This is a genomic window from Olleya sp. NP1-10 (genome assembly GCF_055804415.1).
Window position 1 is genome coordinate 957209 of the sequence record NZ_CM147840.1, and the last position, 23210, is coordinate 980418.

Here is a 23210-nt window from a genome sequence, read left to right on the forward strand (position 1 = left end):
TATGAAGCTTCGTTTACTACTTTTAAGTATTACATTTTTAGTGTTGTTAGGCAATACTTCCGCTTTAGCGCAAAAAAATAAAATAGACCAATTAGAAGCTCAGCGTTTAGAGATTAAAAATCAGATTAAACAAATTAATAATTTGTTATTTAAAAATCAGTCTAAACATAAAAGTCAAACTTCTTTAATTGAGGATTTAAATTATAAATTAAATGTTAGACGTAACTTAATTAAAGTAACCAATCAACAAGCTAATTTAATAACCAGGTCTATTAATACTAATCAAAAAAAGATTTCTAATCTTCGAGAAGAGTTAGCCATTTTAAAAGATAATTACGCTAAAACTATACGTAATACCTACAAAAATAAAAGTAGTCAAAGTCGCGTAATGTTTTTATTGTCTTCTAATAACTTTAGACAAGCTTATAAGCGTTTACAGTACATGAATCAGTACTCTAAATACCAAAAGCAACAAGGTGAAAATATTAAACAAAAAGCTGCTAAACTGCAAAGTTTAAATTTAGAATTAAGTAAACAAAAAGCAGATAAAGACAAGCTTATTGCAGAAAATAGAGAAGTACAAAAAGCTTTAGAGGTAGATATGAAACAGCATGAGCAAATCATGGCATCTATTAAAAAAGACCTTAAAAAATATACTGCTCAGGTTAAACAAAAGCAAAAAGAAGCTAAAGCAATTGATCGTGAGATTGACAGAATAATTAAGGAAGCTATTGCTAATTCTAATAAAAAAGCAGGTAAAACTAATACTAATGCTAAATCATCTACAACTTTTGCTTTAACGCCTGAAGCTAAACTATTAGCAGCAGATTTTTTAAGCAATAAAGGGAAATTAATTTGGCCAGTCGAAAAAGGTTTGGTTAAGGTAAAGTATGGTATCCAACGTCATCCAACAGATGCGTCACTATCTATAAACAGTAGAGGTGTGCGTATTGCTACCGAAAAAGATGCAATAGTAAGAACCGTTTTTAAAGGAGAAGTTTTAAAAATTATTGTTCAAAAACGTGGTAACCCAACAGTTTTAATAAAGCATGGTAATTATATAACAGCTTACCACAACCTTAAAAAGATTTATGTCAAAACGGGAGATAAGGTAGCTACTAAACAACAGATTGGCGAAGTGTTTACAGATGGTACTGGCGAAACCCTTTTATGGTTTAGTTTGTATAAAAACAATAGCTCAATCAATCCAGCCGAATGGATTTATAAAATGTAAAATTTATAACTTTATTAAAAAGAGATAAAAATTAAAAACCCACTGCTTGCAGTGGGTTTTTATATTATTCAAATAATGCTTTTAGTTCAGTAGCATCATTAGGTTTCATTTTACCTGCTAATACTAAACTTAGTTGCTTTCGTCTTAAGGCTGCGTCAAATCTAGATTTTTCAAGATCTGATTCTGGAATTAATTCAGGAACAGCTACAGGTGTACCAGTTTCGTCTACTGCAACAAACGTATAAATAGCTTCATTGGCTTTAGATTTGTTTCCAGACTCTCTGTCTTCTACCCAAACATCAATATAAATTTCCATCGAGGATTTAAATGCTCTAGAAACTTTAGCTTCTACAGTAACAACACTTCCTAAAGGGACTGCTTTATTAAAAGCTACATGATTTACAGATGCTGTTACAACAATACGTCTAGAGTGACGTCTTGCACTAATACTTGCAGCACGATCCATTCTAGCTAGCAATTCGCCACCAAAAAGATTGTTTAATGGATTAGTTTCACTAGGTAAAACTAAATCTGTTAATATGGTTCTAGAGTCTTCTGCTGTTCTTGCGTTCATGGTTTTTTCTTTTCAAGCGCAAAGGTAAGCTGATTTAAATATTTTGAAAGCAGATTTTACAATTTATTAAGAATAAAAAAACCTTAAAGCGTTATCCACTTTAAGGTTTTATAATAGTACTTAGTTTAGTCTATGGCTTTAATAAGCAACCAAGCATCTTTATTTTGTTCTGCTCTAATGGTGTTTAAAGCTTCAAATGCGTCTTCTCTTGACGTATAACTTGCATAAGCTACTTGGTGTAGACCATGTCTGTTTTTACCAATTTTACGCGCTTTAAATCCTTCATCTTGTAATTGAGCTACTTTTTTGTCAGAGTTTTTTTCTTCTCTAAAAGCACCAGCAACAATGTGATATTGTCCAGATTGCTTGTTAACTTGTAAAGTTATAGCAGGTAAAGGATTGTTTATTACAAAAGTTGCTTCTTGTATTTGACTATCTAATTTTGTGTTAGCTTCCTCTTGTGCTATTTGATTATGTTGGTTTACAGTGTTAAGGTAGTTATTAAAACCTAAACCAGATATTCCTAAAGCAATAACAGCGACAGCAGCATATTTTAAATATGGTTTGCTATTGCGTTCTTCTGCAGTTTCAGTTATAGGAATAACCTTTTCAATAGTTTCTTCAGTGGTAATCTCTTCTTTAGGTTGTATAACGTCTCTTGTGATAGCAGGTGATACAAATTGAGATAATCCAAAAGCATCAGTCAAATAATTGATGTGATAAGATGGACTAAATTCTATTTTACCTTCTTGGTTGTAAATAAGGTCACCTATATTTTCAAAATTTAAAGTTTTACCTTCAGACAAATAAGATCTTAAAGTCCTAACATGTTTTGATAAATTTTGTAATGCAGTTTCAAAAGATATTTTTTCTACATCAGCTATATATCTAGCAAGTAACCCATCATTACTTTGGATTTGCTCGTTAAAAGCTAAACTTTTTGTAGGTGCATAAAATGCATTAGTACTATCGTGTACTTGTGCAGATTGACGTTGTGTTAAAAAAGAACCAAATTCAGGTACTGTAACACAATCATATCTGTATAATAAATCGCTTATATATTGTTCTAATTGCATAAAACAAAGTTAGAATTTTTTGAAAACCAATAAAATTTAGGACTAATTATTTATTAACAGATTTAAATTTCTTTTCTTGTAGTTTCAAAATCAGTATAATAAAAATGAACGAAGACCATTTAAAATACACTTTAGCCTTACAACATGTCTCAAAAATAGGTGATACAACCGCAAAAAAGCTAATTAAACATTGTGGAAGTGCGGAAGCAGTTTTTAAAGAGAAAAAAGAAAACCTATTAAAAATTGATGGTATTGGTCAAATTATTTTAAACGAATTATTTCAAACCAATCACCTTGATGCTGCTGAAGATGAGTTGAGATTTATTAAAGATGAAAACATAAAATATCATCATTTTACTGATGATACTTATCCTGAAAATTTAAAACATTGTATTGATAGTCCTATTTTATTATTTGAAAGTGGAAACATTAATTTAAACAATAAACATATTATAAGTATTGTAGGAGCTAGAAAAATAACGACTTCAGGTATTGCTTTTTGTGAAAAATTAGTTGAAGAATTGGCTATTTACAAACCAATTATAGTTTCTGGTTTTGCTTATGGTACAGATATTACGGCACATAAAGCAGCAGTAAAAAACAACCTACAAACTATTGGTTGTTTAGCACATGGATTAAATCAGATTTATCCAAAGGTCCATAAAAAATATGTTGCTGAAGTTGAAAATAATGGAGGTTTTTTCTCGGATTTTTGGAGCAGTGATAGTTTTGATCGTAATAATTTTTTAAAACGAAATAGGATAATTGCTGGTATTAGCCAAGCCACTATAGTTATTGAGTCAGCCGAAAAAGGCGGTAGTCTAGTTACAGCAGATATCGCAAATTCATATAACAGAGATGTTTTCGCTGTTCCTGGTCGAATTACAGACAGTCAAAGTGTTGGTTGTAATAATTTAATAAAACAGCAAAAAGCACATTTATTATCTACACCATTAGATGTACCTTATATCTTAAATTGGCAATTAGAGGATTTGAAAAAGCCAGTAGTGCAAAAACAATTATTTGTGCAGCTTGATGATACTGAAAAGACCATCTATAATTTTTTGAAGCAAAATGACAAACAATTATTAGATAGTATTGCTATAAATTGCAATATGCCAACTTATAAACTAGCTGGAATATTACTTAATATGGAATTAAAAGGAGTGGTTAGACCACTACCTGGTAAGTTATTTGAAATTATTTAATCTTTATAAATAAAAAAAGCAGTTATGTTGCTTTTAAAGAAACATAACTGCTTTAATTTTTCTCTCAGAAAGGTGTTTAATACCCAACTTTTTCTCTTACCCTAGCTAAAACATCATTAGCAATTACTGTTGCTTTTTCTGCACCAATAGCAAGTATCTTATCTAATTCGTCTGTGTTATTCATGTAGTAATTATAACGCTCTCTTTGGTGTGCAAATTTTTCAACAATTAGCTCAAATAAGGCTTGTTTTGCATGACCATAACCAAAACCACCATTTTCATAATTAGCTTTCATGGTTTCTATTTCTTCTTCAGAAGCTAAAAGTGCATATAAGGCAAAGCAGTTACAGGTTTTCCAGTCTTTAGGATCTTCTAAAGCAGTACTATCTGTTTCAATACCCATAATTTGTTTACGTAGTTTTTTATCGTTTAAAAACAAATTAATAAAGTTGTTTCTACTTTTACTCATTTTTTCACCATCAGTTCCAGGAACAAGCATGATGTTTTCTTGTATTTTTCCTTCAGGTAGTACAAAAGTTTCTCCCATTTTAGCGTGAAAACGAGATGCTACATCACGAGTCATTTCTATGTGTTGTAGTTGGTCTTTTCCAACAGGAATTATATTGGCATCATAGGCTAAAATATCTGCAGCCATAAGCATTGGATAGGTAAATAAACCAGCATTTACATCGTCCAAACGATCTGCTTTGTCTTTAAAACCATGTGCTAAGGTTAAGCGTTGAAAAGGGAAAAAGCAAGACAAGTACCAAGATAACTCTGTTACTTGCGGAACATCACTTTGTCTGTAAAACACTGTTTTTTCAACATTTAATCCAAAAGCAAGCCAAGTGGCAGCAACAGAGTAGGTGTTTTCTCTTAAAACTGCTGCATCTTTAATTTGCGTTAAAGTGTGCAAGTTTGCAATAAATAAAAACGATTCGTTTTTTGCGTCTTCAGCCATTTTAATTGCTGGCATAATTGCGCCTAAAATGTTTCCTAAGTGCGGAGTTCCAGTGCTTTGTACTCCTGTTAAAATTCTTGCCATAGTATTACCTACAAAAGCAGGTATCTCTTTAAATTAAACTTAATTCTTTTTTAGTAAAGCAAAGATAATTTTTTTATAATGAGGAGTTCAATAATTTTAGTAGTTTTGGAGCTTATGAAAATTTTTAAATACATTTTCTGGATTTTCTATCGTATCTGGTTTTATATACTAGTTGCATTACCAATACTTGTAATGTTTCCGTTTCTTTTAATTTCTATACTTAAAGAATCTTGGTATCCTTATTTTTTTAAACTAGCACGCATTTGGGCTAGATTTATATTAATTGGTATGGGTTTACCAACCAAAACAGAATACCAACAAAAACCTGAAGCCAATAAAAGTTACATGTTTATAGCTAATCATACGTCTATGATCGATATTATGTTAATGTTGGTTACTGTTAAAAATCCTTTTGTTTTTGTTGGTAAAGCTGAATTATCAAAAATACCTTTATTTGGTTTTTTCTATAAACGTACTTGTATTTTAGTAGATCGAAGTAGCGCTAAAAGTAGACAAGCTGTTTTTTTAAGAGCACAAAGACGACTTAAGCAAGGCTTAAGTATTTGTATTTTTCCTGAAGGTTTGGTGCCTGAAGAACATGTGCTTTTAGACCAATTTAAAGATGGTGCTTTTAGATTAGCTATTAACCATAAAACACCGATTGTGCCTATTACGTTTGCAGATAATAAAAAACGTTTTTCGTATACCTTTTTTAGTGGTGGCCCAGGAATTTTAAGAGCTAAAATGCATCAATTTATTCCAACAGCACATCTTACAACAGAGGATACTAAAGCTTTAAACCAACAATCTAGACAAGTTGTTTTACAGCAATTACAACAGTTTGAAAACAAAAAAAGCTACTCTTGGCACAGAGTAGCTTGATATAAAAATCACCTAATAAAAGGTCACTTAAAAATTAAAATTTATAATTTAACCCAGTGTACACACCAATAATGTAAGGGTTAAAGTTTCCAGAAGTATCACTAAAAGCATTGAGTTGATACTTAAAAGTAGGTTCGATATTTAAAATTACAGATTTAGAAAAACTGTAATTTAATCCTAACCCAAAATTAGCACTAAAACTTAAGTCGTTAATATTGTTGGCTTGTCCAATTTCGGTTTTAAAACCATCATACTCTGACACCAATGCGTTATCATCTAGTATAAAAGAGCTAAATCCACCAATAATATTTAAATTAATTTTTTTATTAATTACAGCATATTCCACCTCCAAAGGAATTTCAAAATAAGAAATACGTTGACTTAAAGCTACATTTTTTAATAATCCAATATTTGTAGTTTCTAATACAAGATTATTACTACTAATAATGTTCATAGTGTGATTATTAATTGCGTTAAAATCTACATTACGCATTTCTTTAGGATTTGGTATGGTACTTACGTTTTCGTAGACTATAACATTGTCTGTGTCGTAACTTAGATTTAGGCGATTAATACCAGACCTTAGTGTAAGTTTATTATTAAGTGCATATCCAACCTTAACACCATAACTGGTGTTTATTTCACCAGATTTATTATTGGTATTAAACTCTTCCGCAATGTGAGATCCTTCACCAAATGTATTATAGTATACGGGAGCTACATTGGCATTAATCTTCCATTTTGTATTATTTTCAGAAGTCTCTTCAATGATTTCTTCCGTCTCCTCGTTTTGGGCAATAGCATCTTCTATAGTTTCATTATCATTAATAGACTTTTCTTCTGTTATTTTGTTTTCAGCAAGTAAAACGGTGTTATTAGATGTGTTGTTTTTATCAGTATTGTTTATTGAAACTGTATTGACTTTATCAGATGGTTTGTATGTATTGTTTTCCGCTACAGCGTTTTTATTGTTTGTAGAAGAAATTGAGCTGTTTGTATTAACTTCATTTTTTTTGTTTTTTGTTGAAGCAATAGCATTTGTAGCTTGGTGTTTCGTTTTGTTTGTTGCTTTACTTCTAACCGAAACTATTCTGCTTTTAGAGGTGTTTTTATTTACTAAATTATTGTTGTTATTTGTAATTACACCGGAAGTACTATTGTTGGGTTTGCTATTGGTGTTTGTTTTATTTTTGACAGTGTTTGTAACCGTTGGTGTTTGAGTTGTTGTAGGTGCTGTAACAACAGATTTTGAATTAGGTGTTATGCCTGATTTTTCTTTAGTATCAAAGTTGGGTGATTGTGATGTAGTGTTATTTTTAATCGAATTATCACCATTTGTATTAACTACATTTGGTGTGTTTTTTTGATCTTTGGTATTAAAAAGGGATTGCCCTAAAAATAAAAGTAATGCAAATGAAGCAGCAACACCTGCTAATTTAAGCCATAAAGGCCAAATTAAAACGATTTTGTCGGTGTCTTTCTCTTTTAACTTAGATTGAATTTTTTGCCAGTTTTTAGGGTCTGGTTTAGCCTCAAAATCTTTAAATTTCTCTTGAAAAAGACGGTCTATGTTCTTTTTGTTACTCATTATAATGATTGAGCGTTTAAACGCTTTTTATAGTCTAATATTTTTTCTTTTAACAATTTTCTTGCTCTCGCTAAATTGGATTTTGTTGTTCCTGTTGTAATAGCTAAAGCTTGGGCTATTTCTTTGTGTGAGTAGCCATCCAATGCGTAAAGGTTAAATACCAATCGGTATCTGTCTGGTAACTCTTGTATACATTGCAATAAAAAATCGATGTCAACTTCATCATCATCAATTTCAATTGTATCATCTACTAAAGCATCTTCATTTACAATGTCAAATACCTTTTGATTTCTGTAACGTTGTAAGGCAGTATTTATGGTAATTCGTTTTAGCCAACCTTCAAAACTACCTTTGTTTTTATATTGCTTTATTTTGTCAAATATGGTTAAAAAAGCATCTTGTAAATTATCTTCAGCTTCGGCATAACTTCTTGAATACTTCAAGCTTATCGAGAATAACTTGCTTGAAAAAAGCTGATATAACTCACTTTGGGCTTTGGTATCATTAGATTTACATTTATGTATGAGTTGGTCTAAACTCAATTTATATAAAGGTATTAATTAATGAAATAATTAGTCAACAACTTCAATTTCATAGGTCTGATATGGCGCATTTGCTGTGTTTATTCCAGCTTCATCTTCTCTTAAAAATTTAAATATATGTACTCCAGTCTCTGTAGGGGTAAAATTAAAGGAAGCTTCCATTTCTTCATCAAGTATACTACAGTTATCAGTTGTAATTACCGAGTTTAAAATGGCTATTTTACTAGTGTTACCCTCTACGTCATAAAATATATCTTGAAAAAAATAACAACTTGTAGGTCTAATATAAGATAAATCTATTTGATAGGTGTGTCCAACTTGGCAGTACTCAGGCATAGTCACGCTTTCAATAGGTAAGACTTTTACATAAGCAGTTAAATTTGGGTTATTATCATCAAGACTACACGATAGGTTTAACAATATAAGTAGGCCAAAAAATATTTTTTTCATTTTAAAATAAACTATAGTTTTTTTAATAGATGCAATTTTTTGTAAAAGGTTGCGTCTAAAACCAAAAAAATCCCGATATAATCGGGATTTTAATGTTAAACACTCTCTTTAATTGCTGTTTTAATTTTTTGTTCCAGCTCATCAAATAGTTCTGGGTTATCTTTTATAATTAGTTTTACAGCATCACGACCTTGTCCTAATTTTGTATCTTGATAACTAAACCAAGATCCACTTTTCTTAACAATTTCTTTTTCTACTGCAACATCTAATATTTCACCTACTTTACTAACACCTTCACCATACATGATGTCAAACTCAGCCATTCTAAAAGGAGGTGCAACTTTGTTTTTCACCACTTTTACTCTGGTTTTGTTACCTAAAACGGATCCATTGCTGTCTTTTATTTGTGTAGATCGTCTTATATCTAATCTAACAGAAGCGTAAAATTTTAATGCATTTCCTCCAGTTGTTGTTTCTGGATTACCAAACATTACACCAATTTTTTCACGTAATTGGTTAATAAATATTACTGTACAGTTAGTTTTGCTAATAGAGGCTGTTAATTTTCTTAAAGCTTGTGACATTAATCTAGCGTGTAATCCCATTTTAGAATCTCCCATTTCTCCTTCAATTTCACTTTTAGGAGTTAATGCTGCTACAGAATCCACAACCACTATATCAATAGCACCAGATCTAATTAAATTATCAGCAATTTCTAAAGCTTGCTCACCATTATCAGGTTGAGATATAATAAGGTTATCAATGTCAACACCTAATTTTTCAGCATAAAATCTATCAAAAGCATGTTCTGCATCAATAAAAGCTGCTATACCACCTGCTTTTTGCGCCTCTGCAATAGCATGAAGCGTTAAAGTTGTTTTACCAGAAGATTCTGGTCCATAAATTTCTACGACTCTACCTCTAGGGTAACCACCAACACCTAAAGCGATATCTAAACCTAAAGATCCAGAAGGGATAGCTTCTACATCAACAACTGCAGCATCACTCATTTTCATTACGGTTCCTTTACCATAAGCTTTATCAAGTTTATCTAGTGTTAATTGCAGTGCTTTAAGTTTAGCGTCTTTTTCTTTACTCATACGTCAATTTTTATTAAAATAATTCTATGCTAAAATACTACTTTTTTAAATAATTTTAATTTTCTCACGCAACCTTTTTAAAGTTTTTGCATCTACTTATTGAAGTGGAAAAGATAAGCTATGAAAAAGAAAATTTAATCTGCTTTTTAAAATGTTTAATCCTTTTAAAATTGAGGGTATGAAATATTTAAAAAAAATAGTGTTTATTAAATCATTAGGCGTTTCAGTTACTGTTTTACTCAATAGTAGCTGTAAAGCCGATGGAGGTTAGCTCAATAATATTTTTAATTAAGTTTAAAACATATTAACGAGTTAGTCTATTAAAAGTCCTTTGCAAAGCGCAAAGGACTTTTTTTGTTTTAATAAATAGTAAACACATTTGCATTACTTCAACTTTGTTAATTAATTTAAAATAATACCTTTGCACAAACTTTTTAATAACACTTAAAACTAGGTATAGCATGCAACTGTACAACAAATTAAGCGCTAACGAAAGAGCAGAACTTATAGAAAAAGCTGGGAAAGATCGTTTAACACTATCTTTTTATCAGTACGCTCAGATTAGCAATCCACAACAATTAAGAGACCAATTATTTATTAAATGGGACAGTTTAGATGTCTTAGGTCGTATTTATGTCGCTACAGAAGGGATTAATGCCCAATTATCACTTCCTGCAGATCAATTTGAAGCTTTTAAAAACCATTTAGATGGTATCAGTTTTTTAAAAGACGTAAGGCTAAACATTGCAGTTGAGCAAGACAACATGTCTTTTTTAAAGCTTAAAGTTAAAGTCCGAGAAAAAATAGTAGCAGATGGACTTAATGACGATACTTTTGACGTTACTAACAAAGGTGTGCATTTGTCAGCAAAAGATTTTAACGACATGCTATCCAATCCAAATACAGTATGTGTGGATATGCGTAATCATTATGAAAGTGAAATAGGTCATTTTGATGGAGCAGTAACACCAGATGTTGATACTTTTAGAGAATCTTTAGATATTATTGAAGCCGATTTACGAGAACATAAAGAAGAAAAAAACCTGCTAATGTATTGTACTGGAGGAATCCGTTGCGAAAAAGCAAGTGCTTATTACAAGCATAAAGGTTTTAAAAATGTTTACCAGTTAGAAGGTGGAATTATTGAATACACAAGACAGGTAAATGAAGAGGGTATTGAAAATAAATTTATAGGAAAAAACTTTGTTTTTGACGAGCGTAGATCAGAAAAAATAAGCGATCACGTGATTGCAAAATGTCACCAATGTGGTACCTCATGTGATACACACGTTAATTGTGCTAACGATGCTTGTCATTTATTATTCATACAATGCGAAACTTGTAAAACCGAAATGGATAACTGTTGCTCAACAGCTTGTAAAGAAATACATGCATTACCATTTGAAGAACAAAAAGCGTTGCGTAAAGGACAAGGTAATAGTAATGATATCTTTAAAAAAGGTCGAGCAGATCACTTACCATACAAAAAAGATTTGCGTAATATTTTTGAGACATTTAAAAAATAATAACAAGACATTAATAATCAAAAAGCGTGATATATTTTATCACGCTTTTTTTATATTTTAAAGTCACCTAAATAATCTTATCTTTACAAATTAGAACAGTTGTTACATTCGCTTACGCAAAAACAACTAATTATTAATCTTCATCTTTAGGGTAACGCCTTAAGATTCAATATATACACATAAATAGTATGGCTTGTCAAAGTTGCGCTACAGGAAAAGACGGACAACCAAAAGGTTGCAAGAATAACGGAACGTGTGGTACAGATAGTTGCAATAAATTAACCGTTTTTGATTGGTTAGCAAATATGTCTGTTCCAAATGGTGAAAAACCGTTTGATTGGGTAGAAGTTAGATTTAAAAATGGTCGAAAACATTATTACCATAATTCAGAAAATTTAACACTAAGTATTGGTGACATTGTTGCTACTCAAGCTCAATCTGGTCACGATATAGGTATGGTTACCCTTACGGGAGAATTGGTTCGCGTTCAAATCAAACGTAAAAAAATAGATACCAAAAAAGATATCTTAAAAATATACCGTAAAGCCTCTCAAAAAGATATAGATATTTGGAGTGAAGCACGTGATAAAGAAGAACCTATGAAGGTTAAAGCACGTCAGTTTGCAATAGATTTGAAGCTATCTATGAAAATTTCGGATATCGAGTTTCAAGGAGATGCAAGTAAAGCTACCTTTTACTACACAGCTGAAGAGCGTGTAGATTTTAGAGAGCTTATAAAACTATATGCTAGAGAGTTTAGAATTAGAATAGAAATGAAACAAGTTGGGTTTCGTCAGGAAGCTTCAAGACTTGGTGGTATTGGATCTTGTGGACGTGAGTTATGTTGCTCTACGTGGTTAACAGATTTTAGGTCTGTTAGTACAAGTGCAGCGCGTTACCAGCAATTATCCTTAAATCCTCAAAAATTAGCAGGACAATGCGGAAAGCTTAAATGTTGTTTAAATTACGAACTTGATTCTTATTTAGACGCCTTAAAAGCGTTCCCTAAATCTGATGTAAAGTTATACACAGAAAAAGGAACAGCTGTCTGTCAAAAAACAGATATTTTTAAAGGTCACATGTGGTATGCCTATGAAGGTGAATGGATGAATTGGCATTTAATTACTACAGATCAAGCTAGAGAAATTATAGCAATTAATAAAAAAAGAGAAAAGGTTGCAAGTTTAGAGGAGTATGCAGCAGATCTTATAATTGAAGACAAAGCAGAGTTTGAAAACGTTGTTGGTCAAGATAGTTTAACACGTTTTGATAGTCCAAAAGGGAATAAAAAACGTAGAAACAATAGAAGCCGTAATAAAAAGAAACCACAACACGCTAAAACTGAAGCAAAAGGCAATAACAACAATAATAGGCCTAAACCTAAACAAGCCAATAAGCCTCAGCAAAAAAATAAGTCGCAACAAGCAAATAAAGCACAGCAAGGTAACCCTAATGCTAAGCCTAAGCCAAGACGTAAGCCAAACCGAAAAAAACCACAAAACAACAACAATAAGTCTAATGAAACTAAGTAATATTGCAATTGTTTTAATGTTTTTTTTAGTCCTATCATGTGACTCAAATGCGGTTTTTGATAAATATCAAAGTGTTTCTACATCTTGGAATAAAGAGGGTGTTGTTAATTTTAAAATCAATGCACCAGATTCATTAAATCCTTATAATTTGTTTGTTAATGTTAGAAACACAAATGATTATAAATTTAGTAACCTGTATTTAATTGTTCAAATGAAATTTCCTCACGGAAAAGCAATTACAGATACGCTTCAGTATGAAATGACTGAAAAAAACGGAGCATGGTTAGGTCAAGGTTTATCTGCTGTAAAAGAGAATAAGTTGTGGTATAAAGAAGGTGTTATTTTTAAAGAAAGCGGTACATACGACGTTACAATTCAACATGCCATGCGCAATAATGGTGATGTAAATGGAGTTGTCAATTTAGAAGGGATCACAGATGTTGGTTTTAGAATAGAAAAAGCAAAATAAAATACTGTCACACTGCGCATAGTCGAAGTGTATATTAAAAAAGATATATTAAAGTTAGAATGGCAAATACAAAAAAAGAAGAAGTGTCAGGTTTTGAAAAATATATTCGTTGGTTCTGGATATTATTTTTAACAGGTGTATTTTCAATAATCTTGTTTTTCTTATTAGCGTCTTGGGGAGCTTTTGGGGAGTTACCAGATCACACACAATTAGAAAATCCAAAAACTAATTTAGCTACCGAAATTATTTCGTCTGACGGAAAAACATTAGCTAAATTTTATTTTAACGATAATCGTACTCCTGTACCTTTTAACGAACTACCAAAACATTTAGTAGAAGCCTTAATAGCAACAGAGGACGCCAGATATTATGACCATTCAGGTATTGACGGTCGTGGGACATTACGTGCAATATTAAAACCAGGAAGTGGTGGTGCAAGTACAATTTCTCAGCAATTAGCTAAACAATTATTACATGGTGAAGGGTCTTCAAATATTTTTACTCGTGTCATTCAAAAAGCTAAAGAATGGGTGATTGCTATTCGTTTAGAACGTCAATATACTAAAGAAGAAATTATTGCTCAATATTTTAATATTTACGATTTTGGTAATAATGGAGATGGTATTAGATCAGCATCTAATATTTATTTTAATAAAGAACCTAAGGATTTAAGTATTAAAGAGTCTGCAATGTTAGTTGGGATGTTTAAAAATTCATCATTTTACAACCCAATACCTTCAAGAAACCCTGTAGGTGTTAAAAACAGAAGAAATGTTGTGCTGTATCAAATGGAAAACTATGGCTACATTTCTAAAAAAGTAAAAGATTCGTTACAAAAAACAGAGTTAGATTTAGATTTTTCTCCTCAAACACATAGTACTGGATCGGCTACTTATTTTAGAGAGTACTTAAGAAGTTGGATGAAAGATTGGATGAATGATCCAAAAAACCGTAAACCAGACGGAAGTAAATATAATATCAACAGTGATGGTTTAAAAATCTATACAACCATAGATTCACGTATGCAAAAATACGCTGAGTTAGCAGTTTCTAGGCATATGCCTAGACTACAAGCTGAATTTTTTAATCAAAACACTCCTGATCGTAATCCTACAGCTCCATTTAGAGATTTAAGCAAAAGTGAAATAAATAAACTTCTTAATTCTCATATGAAGCGTGGAGAAAGATGGCGAATTTTGAAGAAAGCTGGAAAATCGGACAAAGAAATAGTAGCGTCTTTTCATAAACCTACTAAAATGTCTGTTTTTAAATGGAAAGATGGTAAAGCAAGTCAAGTAGATACTGTGATGAAGCCAATAGATTCTATGCGTTATTACAAATCTTTTTTCCATCCAGGAATGATGAGTATGGATCCTCAAACAGGTCATGTTAAAGCATGGGTTGGAGGTATGGACTACAGGCATTTTAAATATGATATGGTTAAGCAAGGTAAACGCCAAGTGGGTTCTACTTTTAAACCGTTTGTTTATGCTACAGCCATAAATCAATTACATATGTCGCCATGTGATAAACTACCATTAGCACCAATAACTATTGAAGCTAATAAGTACGGTAATCCAGAACCATGGACACCAACTAATGATGGAGGTGATTATGATGGAGAAAAGACTTTGAAAGATGCTCTAGCAAATTCTGTTAACACCATTACAGCTAGGTTAATGGATAAAGTTGGACCACAGCCTGTTGCTGAATTAGCTAAAAATTTAGGAATTACTTCAGAGATTCCGTTAGTGCCATCTATAGCGCTAGGGACTCCAGATATTAGTGTGTATGAAATGGTAGGTGCTTATTCTGCATTTGCAAATCAAGGGGTTTACACTAAACCAGTAATGATTACTACAATTGTAGATAAAAATGATACTGTGTTATATCAGTTTGTTCCAGAAACTAAGGATGTTTTAAGTGATGAAACAGCTTACGTTACGGTAAAACTAATGGAAGGTGTTACCCAAAGTGGTTCTGGAGGTAGACTTAGAGGTAAAGGACGAGATAAATGGAGAGCAGATTATAGAGAAATTATTACAGGTTATCCTTATGAGTTTACAAACCCTATAGCTGGAAAAACAGGTACAACACAAAACCAATCAGATGGTTGGTTTATGGGTATGGTACCTAATTTAGTAACTGGTGTTTGGGTCGGAGCAGAAGATAGATCAGTACATTTTAGAAGTGTTACTTATGGTCAAGGTGCAGCCATGGCTTTACCAATTTGGGGAATGTACATGAAAAGTTGTTATGAGGACGAAACATTAAATATATCTAAAGGTTATTTTAAAAAACCTTCAGGTTTAACCATTGAGGTTGATTGTAGTAATTACCAACAAGATGAAGGAGGGTCTGATGGATTAGATATTCCTGAAGATGATGTGCCAGAAGAATTAGAAATGTAATAGACTCTATTTTCAATAAAATAAAAAAGCCATTCTGTCAAGAATGGCTTTTTTATTTCTTAAATTTAAACCACAAAAATTCATAAAATAATGATTCTAAAAACAGTAAAATCTGTAGAGGATGCACTGCAAGGTGTACAAGATAATATGACCTTTATGTTAGGTGGTTTTGGACTTAGTGGTATTCCAGAAAGTGCTATTGCAGAGCTTGTAAAACGTAATGTTAAAGGTGTAACCTGCATTTCTAATAATGCTGGAGTTGACGATTTTGGTTTGGGCTTATTGTTACAAAAAAAGCAAATCAAAAAAATGGTATCTTCTTATGTTGGAGAAAATGATGAGTTTGAAAGACAAATGTTGTCAGGTGAATTAGATGTCGAGTTAATTCCGCAAGGAACTTTAGCAGAGCGTTGTCGTGCTGCTCAAGCTGGTTTTCCTGCTATTTTTACTCCTGCTGGATATGGGACAGAAGTTGCAGAAGGAAAAGAAACTAGAGAATTTGATGGTAAAATGTATGTTTTAGAACATGCTTTTAAAGCCGATTTTGCTTTTGTCAAAGCTTGGAAAGGTGATACTGCAGGTAATTTGATTTTTAAAGGAACAGCAAGAAATTTTAATCCATGTATGGCTGGAGCAGCAAAAATTACTGTTGCTGAGGTAGAACACTTAGTTCCTGTGGGAGAATTAGATCCAAATCAAATTCATATTCCAGGAATATTTGTTCAACGTATTTTTCAAGGAGAAACCTACGAAAAGAGAATTGAACAAAGAACCGTTCGAACAAAACAATAATTTAATATAATTTCTGCTTAAGCAGAAAAAAATAGAATCACATGCTTGACAAAACAGGAATAGCAAAACGTATCGCACAAGAAGTCCAAGATGGCTATTATGTTAATTTAGGGATAGGAATACCGACACTTGTAGCAAATTACGTTAGAGAAGATATAGAAGTAGAATTTCAGTCTGAAAACGGTGTTTTAGGAATGGGTCCATTTCCTTTTGAAGGGGAAGAAGATGCAGATATAATAAATGCAGGAAAACAAACTATTACCACTTTACCAGGAGCTAGTTTTTTTGATAGTGCAACAAGCTTTGCAATGATACGTGGTCAACACGTAGATCTTACTATTTTAGGAGCAATGGAAGTTGCAGAAAATGGTGATATAGCCAACTGGAAAATACCAGGTAAAATGGTAAAAGGAATGGGTGGAGCAATGGATTTGGTTGCAAGTGCCGAAAATATTATAGTCGCTATGATGCATACTAACAGAGCAGGAGCTTCTAAACTGCTAAGTAAGTGTAGTCTTCCTCTGACTGGTGTTGGTTGTGTAAAAAAAATTGTTACCAATCTAGCTGTTTTAGAGGTGACCGATAAAGGTTTTAAGCTTTTAGAAACCGCTCCTGGTGTAACTGTTGAAGATGTGAAAAATGCTACAGAAGGAACTTTAATTATTGAAGGTGATATTCCTGAAATGAATATTTAGTCCATGCGAATTAAAACTCTTGCAAATCAATATGTTGAATATGTTTATACTATTAATAGAGATTACGATTTAATTCAAGATCGATTTGTAAGAAACACAACTATTGCTTTAGATTTTTTGGTTAAAAGTAGCGCACTTACTATTAATTTTAAAGAAGATGGTATGCAGCAAAAAGTAGATGTTATGGATGTTTTGGTTGCAGACGTTGATAATAACATTACAATAATTTCTGGTCAGAAAAATGCCTACAGTCCTAAATATAACACCATTTTGTTTTATGATACACATGGTGTTGTGTTTAGGAAAAATCATAAAAAGAAATGGTTTAGAAGTAATAAAGGGTACAATTCTCCTGTATCCTTATTATCACATGAATTAATACATTGTTATAACGAGTTGTATAACACTGATGATTATTTAGCAAGAAAAAGAAACCATACTTCTAAGGGAAAAAAATTGATGCTGATGGTCATGATTTATCGTTTCCTAATGCGGAAGAAGTATTTGTTATTAAAATGACTAATCAAGTTGCTTCTAGATTAGGTGAGGATAGACGATCTAATTATGGTAGAAGTTATTATCCTACACGTGGTGTTTTGACTGTTGAAAGAGTAAAAAAGACTTAAAATGTTAAAAAAACATGTATTTTGTCGAATTATAGTGCTTTTAAACTTCTTTGTTTAAAAATGCTTTGTATGTTTACAATCCCAAACCTAACCAATAATATTAATCTAAGTTTACCATGGCTTAGCCTAAATGTTATACTTTTTTGTCTCAAATTTATCAAAAACTTAACCTACTATGTTTTTTAAAAATTTAATAAGAAAAATTAAAATGACTACTAGCTTAATTGGAAATATTTTATACTTAACTAAAAAGGTATTTATGCTATAATCCTTTTGGGATTGCTTCAATTAATTTTTTAGTATAGTTTTTTCTTGGCGTATTGTAGATAATATCTGCATCGTCTAATTCTTCAACCTGTCCTTTATTCATAACCAATAGCTGGTCACTCATGTATTTAACTACTGCTAAATCATGAGAAATAAATATATAGGTAAATCCAAAGTTTTCTTTTAATTCATTTAAAAGGTTTAAAACTTGTGCTTGGACAGAGATGTCTAAAGCAGATACAGATTCATCACAAACTATTAACTTAGGTTGCAAAGCAATTGTTCGTGCAATACCTACGCGCTGTCTTTGTCCACCAGAAAATTCATGTGGATATTTATTAAAAGCTGATGAGTCTAATCCAACGCGATTTAAAATGTCAAGTGTTTTTTGTTGCCTTTTTATATCTGTTTCATATAAATTATGGACTTTCATAGGTTCCATAATAGCATTACCAATGGTTAATCTTGGGTTTAATGATGCATAAGGGTCTTGAAAAATTATCTGTATATCTTTCCTTATGGCAATAGTTTCGGATTTATTAAGGTCTGTAATGTCTTTTCCGTTATATAATATTTGCCCTTTAGTGGCTTTGTCCAATAATAATATGGCGTTACCTAGGGTAGATTTACCGCAACCAGACTCGCCTACTAGTCCTAAAGTTTCTCCTTTATATAACTTAAAACTTACATTATTAACAGCTTTAAAGGTTTCCGCTTTAGCGAAAAAACCTGATTTTGAAAGGTATTCTTTTTCAAGATTAATAACTTCAAGTAAAGGAGGGTTAGCATATAATTCTTCATGCTTTTTTTGACGCATGTTTTGTGTAATTATTTCTGAAGAAACTTCATTATTTAAAACATCAGCGATGGTTGGAAGCGTTTTAAGTCTAACATTTAAAGCAGGTCTAGATTGTATTAGTGCTTTTGTATAATTGTGTTTAGGGTTATTAAATATGGATTGTACGTCATTTTGCTCGACTATTTGTCCTTTGTACATAACTAACACGCGATTAGCAATTTCGGAAATCAGACTTAAATCATGAGTAATAAAAATAACACTCATTTTTGTCTCAGTTTGTAAGTCTTTAAGTAAGTTAATAATATCCTTTTGTACTGTAACGTCTAATGCTGTAGTTGGTTCGTCGGCTATTAGTAATTCCGGTTTACAAGCAATAGCCATAGCAATCATTACGCGTTGTTTTTGACCTCCTGATATTTCATGAGGGTAAGTTTTATAAACGCGTTTCGGGTTTGGTAATTTTACTTTTTCAAATAATAGTAAGGCTTCCGTTTTGATTTCTTTTTTAGTAAGGTTTGTATGCTGTAGTAATATTTCCTCCACTTGCTTTCCACAAGTCATAGATGGATTAAGAGAACTCATAGGTTCTTGAAATATCATTGCTATTTTGCGTCCTCTTATCGTTTGAAAAGTTTTATTGCTTATTTGTATTAAATCTTGAGATCCAAATTGAATTGAACCTGAGTTTATAGTTGCTATATTTTTAGGAAGTAATCCTAAAATAGCTAATGACGAAACCGATTTACCAGAACCAGATTCGCCAACAATTCCGATAATTTCATTTTTGTAGACTGAGTATGAAATATCATGTATGATTTGCTTTTCGGTAGTATTGCTTTTGAAACTAATTGATAGGTTTTTTATGTCAAGTAAAAGGTCGCTCATATACAGTAAAAATAGCTAATTTAATGTTTTTTGTTGTGGTTAAAACCACACAATTTATCGAATGATTTAAAACATGGTGTTTTTAATCGAAAAAAATCAAATCAAAATGCATTAATGTTAAAATATTAATACTTTTCTTGAATAATATTTATTTAAAGTATTAATTAATTAACCATTTAACATGAAAAAAACAATTACATTAACTTTTCTAAGCTTCTTTTTTGCTTGTTCTGTTTTTGCTCAGCAAGACAGAAATTGTAGTACTATGGAAAACTTAGAATATCGAAAACAATTGGATCCTACCCTTGAACATAGGATGAATCAAATTGAAGTTTTTACACAGCAAAAAATGGCACAACCAGAAAGTGCCAGAGTTGACGGAAGCATAATTACTATACCTGTTGTAATACATGTATTGTACAGAAATAGTACAGAAAACATTAGTGAGGCTCAAATTCAGTCACAATTAGATGTTTTAAACGAAGATTTTAGACGTACTAATCCTGATGCAGATAACGCATGGTCACAAGCAGCAGATACCGAAATTCAGTTTTGTTTGTCTACTGTAGATCCTAACGGAAATGCGACAACAGGTATTACAAGAAAACAAGTAACCCGTCAAGATTGGGGAACTTCTGATGACATGAAACGCTCTTCAACAGGAGGTGTCAACCCTTGGGACACTTCAGAATATTTAAATATGTGGATTGTACCTTTAATGACAAGTCAAGGAGGAACAATATTGGGTTATGCTCAATTTCCTGGAGGTAGTGCTGCTACTGATGGAGTTGTTATGGGTTACAATTATTTTGGACGTGTAGGTAATGTTAGTGCGCCTTTTGATGGAGGACGTACAACGACCCATGAAGTTGGACATTATTTAAACTTAAGACATATTTGGGGAGACTCTAATTGTGGTAATGATTTTGTAAGTGATACACCAACACATCAAACTTCAAATGGAGGTTGTCCAATAGGACAAGTATCTTGTGGGTCTACAGATATGGTGCAAAACTATATGGATTATACTAACGACTCTTGTATGAACTTATTTACTCAAGGTCAAAAAGCACGTATGCGTGCTGTCTTAGAAGCTGGAGGTGTAAGACGCTCTTTAGCTTTGTCTGATAAATGTGGAGGTGGTGGAACCACTCCAACTTGTACAGATGGTGTACAGAATGGAGATGAAACAGGTATAGATTGTGGTGGATCATCTTGTGCACCTTGTCAAACAGCTTGTAATGATAATGAAATTAATGTGTCTATTACTTTTGATAGTTATCCTGAAGAAACTGCTTGGACTATAGTAAACGCTAGCGGAACGACTGTAGCTTCTGGAGCATACTCTTCTGCTAATGCTGATGGATCAACAGTTAACGAAAGTTATTGCTTACCAAATGGATGTTATGACTTTGTTATAACTGATGTCTATGGAGATGGTATATGTTGTTCATATGGTAATGGTTCTTATAGTGTTACTAGCGGATCAACTACTTTAGCTTCTGGTGGCTCATTTACTAATTCGGACACTACTAATTTTTGTTTGGGAAGTGTGTCAGATACTGTTAAGCCAGTAATAACACTAGTTGGTGCCTCAACCATTAATTTAACAGTTGGAGATACTTATAATGAATTAGGTGCTACAGCTACAGATAATATAGATGGTAATATTACGTCTAGTATTGTTGTTTCTGGTACTGTAAATACAAATACAGCAGGAACTTACACTAGAAACTATAATGTAAGTGATGCAGCAGGTAATGCGGCTAATCAAATATCAAGAAGTATTGTAGTTAGTTCTGGAAATACATCAGGATGTTCTGGAGCTATAACTTCGTTTCCATATAGTGAAGGATTTGAATCAGGATTTGGAGCTTGGACTCAAGGTTCTGGAGACGATTTTAATTGGACAACTACTAGTGGAGCAACACCTTCAAGTAATACAGGACCATCAAGCGCAAGTTCTGGTTCTCAATACGCATTCATGGAATCTTCAGCACCAAATTATTCCACTAAACGTGCTATATTAGTCTCTCCTTGCTTTGACTTATCTGGAGTGTTAAACGGTACTTTTAATTTTAAATACCATATGTATGGAGCAACTGCTATGGGAAGTTTAAGTTTAGCTATAAGTACAAATAATGGATCTTCATGGTCTACTGTTTGGTCGCAATCAGGTAACCAAGGTAATGCTTGGTTAGATGGTAGTGTAGATTTATCATCTTATTCTGGAAACTCTATTCAATTAAGATTTGATGGTACTACAGGTACAACATGGCAAGGTGATATGGCAGTAGATGCAATTAGTTTAACTAATGGATCTGCAGATAAATGTGCTGGAGTTCCAGAATACGTTAGTACTCAAACTTACGCAGTAGGAGATCAGGTGGTTTACCTTGATACATTATATGAAAGAACAGCTAGTGGATGGACCAATTTAGGGTCTTGTGGTACAGCAAGATTGTCTAATGATGGTTTTGTTCAATATCTAGGTGTAGATATTTCTATTTATCCAAATCCTGTTAAAGGCTATATGTTATTTGTAAAAGCTAATGTTGAAAACTTACCATTTACGGTAGTTAATATGCTTGGACAGCAAGTTGCAAAAGGAATCACTACTTCAAACGGAATAAACGTTAGTAAATTAGAATCTGGTTTATACTTAATTCAATTTGAAGTTAACGACACTATTGAAACAAGAAAGTTTGTAAAAGAATAATCTTGTTAGTAGTAAATTAATCAACCAAAAAAAGCCTCAACTTATGTTGAGGCTTTTTGTATATAATAATTTAAACATGTATAATTTCATCATCATTTAAAATTGAATCACCACGTAGTCTCAAAAATATTTGAGCGACAGCTATGGTGTCTTTTTCACAATAAGTAATGATTCTATCTATGTCATTAGTTTGGTAATACACACTGTAGACTTCGCTTCCGTCTATATCATCTTTAGGCGATGGTATACCAAGAACATTGGTCATTAATTTTAAAGAAGTGTAGGTTTTGTAATCGCCAAATTTCCATAATTCCATAGTGTCTAAATGTGGGACCTCCCATGGTTTTTTACCAAATAAATTTAATTTATAAGGTAGCTCTATGTTATGGATAATCATGCGTCTTGCTATGTACGGAAAATCAAATTCTTTACCATTATGTGCACAAAGTAAATGTTTAGCTTGACTAAAATGAGAAATTAAAAGGTTTTTAAATTCGACTAAAAGTTTACGTTCTTCACCATAAAAAGAGGTCGTTCTAAATAAACGTGTGTCTCCTTGAATAGTAAAATAGCCAACCGAAATACATATTATTTTTCCAAATTCAGCCCAAATTCCAGCACGATCATAAAACTCTTCAGCTGTAAATTCTTCCTTACGTTGGTAGCGTGATTTTGCTTCCCAAAGGTCTTGTTTGGTTTTATCTAAATCCGAAAAATTCTCGGTTTCAGGAACAGTTTCAATATCTAGAAACAAGATGTTTTCAAGGTTGAGTTTTGTTATCATTACTGG

20 protein-coding genes are annotated in these 23210 nt (G+C 32.1%); 11 read left to right on the top strand and 9 right to left on the bottom strand.

Features of this window, described 5'->3' with window-relative positions; translation table 11 throughout:
- Position 1 precedes the first annotated feature (1 nt).
- Complete coding sequence (locus AC0L4B_RS04405) at positions 2-1234, top strand: murein hydrolase activator EnvC family protein (protein WP_473438717.1); 1233 nt, start codon at positions 2-4, stop codon at positions 1232-1234.
- 64 nt (positions 1235-1298) lie between these two features.
- On the opposite strand, the gene AC0L4B_RS04410 is transcribed toward AC0L4B_RS04405, so the two are convergent.
- Positions 1299-1808, bottom strand: a complete 510-nt coding sequence (locus tag AC0L4B_RS04410) for an acyl-CoA thioesterase (protein ID WP_473438718.1) — start codon at positions 1806-1808, stop codon at positions 1299-1301.
- 125 nt (positions 1809-1933) lie between these two features.
- Positions 1934-2884 (bottom strand): HU domain-containing protein, encoded by a 951-nt coding sequence (locus AC0L4B_RS04415; RefSeq protein ID WP_473438719.1) that lies wholly within the window; start codon positions 2882-2884, stop codon positions 1934-1936.
- Between the two features lie 104 nt (positions 2885-2988).
- On the opposite strand from AC0L4B_RS04415, the gene dprA reads away from it, so the two are divergent.
- Positions 2989-4092 carry a DNA-processing protein DprA gene (gene dprA, locus AC0L4B_RS04420; protein ID WP_473438720.1) on the top strand — a complete coding sequence of 368 codons (1104 nt, stop codon included), beginning with the start codon at positions 2989-2991 and terminating at the stop codon, positions 4090-4092.
- Positions 4093-4168: 76 nt separating this feature from the next.
- Here the strand turns inward: dprA and trpS are convergent, their stop codons facing one another.
- Complete coding sequence (gene trpS, locus AC0L4B_RS04425; protein ID WP_473438721.1) at positions 4169-5137, bottom strand: tryptophan--tRNA ligase; 969 nt, start codon at positions 5135-5137, stop codon at positions 4169-4171.
- 114 nt (positions 5138-5251) lie between these two features.
- Here trpS and AC0L4B_RS04430 point away from each other — a divergent pair, with 114 nt between their 5' ends.
- Positions 5252-6019, top strand: a complete 768-nt coding sequence (locus tag AC0L4B_RS04430; RefSeq protein WP_473438722.1) for a lysophospholipid acyltransferase family protein — start codon at positions 5252-5254, stop codon at positions 6017-6019.
- Positions 6020-6053: 34 nt separating this feature from the next.
- On the opposite strand, the gene AC0L4B_RS04435 is transcribed toward AC0L4B_RS04430, so the two are convergent.
- The 4 genes from AC0L4B_RS04435 to recA all read right to left on the bottom strand — a co-directional run bounded on the left by AC0L4B_RS04435 (position 6054) and on the right by recA (position 9699).
- The gene (locus AC0L4B_RS04435; protein ID WP_473438723.1) at positions 6054-7607 is read right to left on the bottom strand and encodes a hypothetical protein; all 1554 of its coding nucleotides are present in this window, start codon (positions 7605-7607) and stop codon (positions 6054-6056) included.
- The gene (locus tag AC0L4B_RS04440) at positions 7607-8149 is read right to left on the bottom strand and encodes an RNA polymerase sigma factor (protein ID WP_473438724.1); all 543 of its coding nucleotides are present in this window, start codon (positions 8147-8149) and stop codon (positions 7607-7609) included. The genes AC0L4B_RS04435 and AC0L4B_RS04440 overlap by 1 nt, the downstream gene beginning before the upstream one ends.
- 30 nt (positions 8150-8179) lie before the next feature.
- Positions 8180-8599 carry a hypothetical protein gene (locus AC0L4B_RS04445; protein ID WP_473438725.1) on the bottom strand — a complete coding sequence of 140 codons (420 nt, stop codon included), beginning with the start codon at positions 8597-8599 and terminating at the stop codon, positions 8180-8182.
- Positions 8600-8694: 95 nt separating this feature from the next.
- Positions 8695-9699: a recombinase RecA gene (recA, locus tag AC0L4B_RS04450; protein ID WP_028288775.1), complete on the bottom strand. Its 1005-nt coding sequence runs from the start codon at positions 9697-9699 to the stop codon at positions 8695-8697.
- Positions 9700-10160: 461 nt separating this feature from the next.
- On the opposite strand from recA, the gene trhO reads away from it, so the two are divergent.
- From trhO to AC0L4B_RS04485, 7 genes are all read left to right on the top strand, one after another.
- Complete coding sequence (gene trhO, locus AC0L4B_RS04455; protein WP_054852234.1) at positions 10161-11225, top strand: oxygen-dependent tRNA uridine(34) hydroxylase TrhO; 1065 nt, start codon at positions 10161-10163, stop codon at positions 11223-11225.
- A 188-nt stretch (positions 11226-11413) separates the two neighbouring features.
- Entirely contained in the window at positions 11414-12757 is a 1344-nt protein-coding gene (locus AC0L4B_RS04460) for a PSP1 domain-containing protein (protein WP_473438726.1), read from the top strand.
- The gene (locus AC0L4B_RS04465; RefSeq protein WP_473438727.1) at positions 12744-13226 is read left to right on the top strand and encodes a gliding motility lipoprotein GldH; all 483 of its coding nucleotides are present in this window, start codon (positions 12744-12746) and stop codon (positions 13224-13226) included. Before AC0L4B_RS04460 ends, AC0L4B_RS04465 begins: the two co-directional genes overlap by 14 nt.
- A gap of 59 nt (positions 13227-13285) precedes the next feature.
- Positions 13286-15637 (top strand): penicillin-binding protein 1A, encoded by a 2352-nt coding sequence (locus AC0L4B_RS04470; protein WP_473438728.1) that lies wholly within the window; start codon positions 13286-13288, stop codon positions 15635-15637.
- Positions 15638-15727: 90 nt separating this feature from the next.
- Positions 15728-16429, top strand: a complete 702-nt coding sequence (locus AC0L4B_RS04475; RefSeq protein WP_473438729.1) for a CoA transferase subunit A — start codon at positions 15728-15730, stop codon at positions 16427-16429.
- 41 nt (positions 16430-16470) lie between these two features.
- Positions 16471-17124 carry a CoA transferase subunit B gene (locus tag AC0L4B_RS04480; protein ID WP_028288769.1) on the top strand — a complete coding sequence of 218 codons (654 nt, stop codon included), beginning with the start codon at positions 16471-16473 and terminating at the stop codon, positions 17122-17124.
- A 3-nt stretch (positions 17125-17127) separates the two neighbouring features.
- Positions 17128-17643, top strand: a complete 516-nt coding sequence (locus AC0L4B_RS04485) for a hypothetical protein (protein ID WP_473438730.1) — start codon at positions 17128-17130, stop codon at positions 17641-17643.
- Between the two features lie 369 nt (positions 17644-18012).
- On the opposite strand, the gene AC0L4B_RS04490 is transcribed toward AC0L4B_RS04485, so the two are convergent.
- On the bottom strand, positions 18013-19701 hold the full coding sequence (locus AC0L4B_RS04490) for an ABC transporter ATP-binding protein (protein WP_473438731.1): 1689 nt from the start codon (positions 19699-19701) through the stop codon (positions 18013-18015).
- A 181-nt stretch (positions 19702-19882) separates the two neighbouring features.
- Between AC0L4B_RS04490 and AC0L4B_RS04495 the strand changes: the two genes are divergently transcribed.
- Complete coding sequence (locus AC0L4B_RS04495) at positions 19883-22420, top strand: immunoglobulin-like domain-containing protein (RefSeq protein ID WP_473438732.1); 2538 nt, start codon at positions 19883-19885, stop codon at positions 22418-22420.
- A 70-nt stretch (positions 22421-22490) separates the two neighbouring features.
- On the opposite strand, the gene AC0L4B_RS04500 is transcribed toward AC0L4B_RS04495, so the two are convergent.
- Positions 22491-23204, bottom strand: coding sequence for a 3'-5' exonuclease (locus AC0L4B_RS04500; RefSeq protein WP_028606704.1), 714 nt, complete (start codon positions 23202-23204; stop codon positions 22491-22493).
- Positions 23205-23210 lie beyond the last annotated feature (6 nt).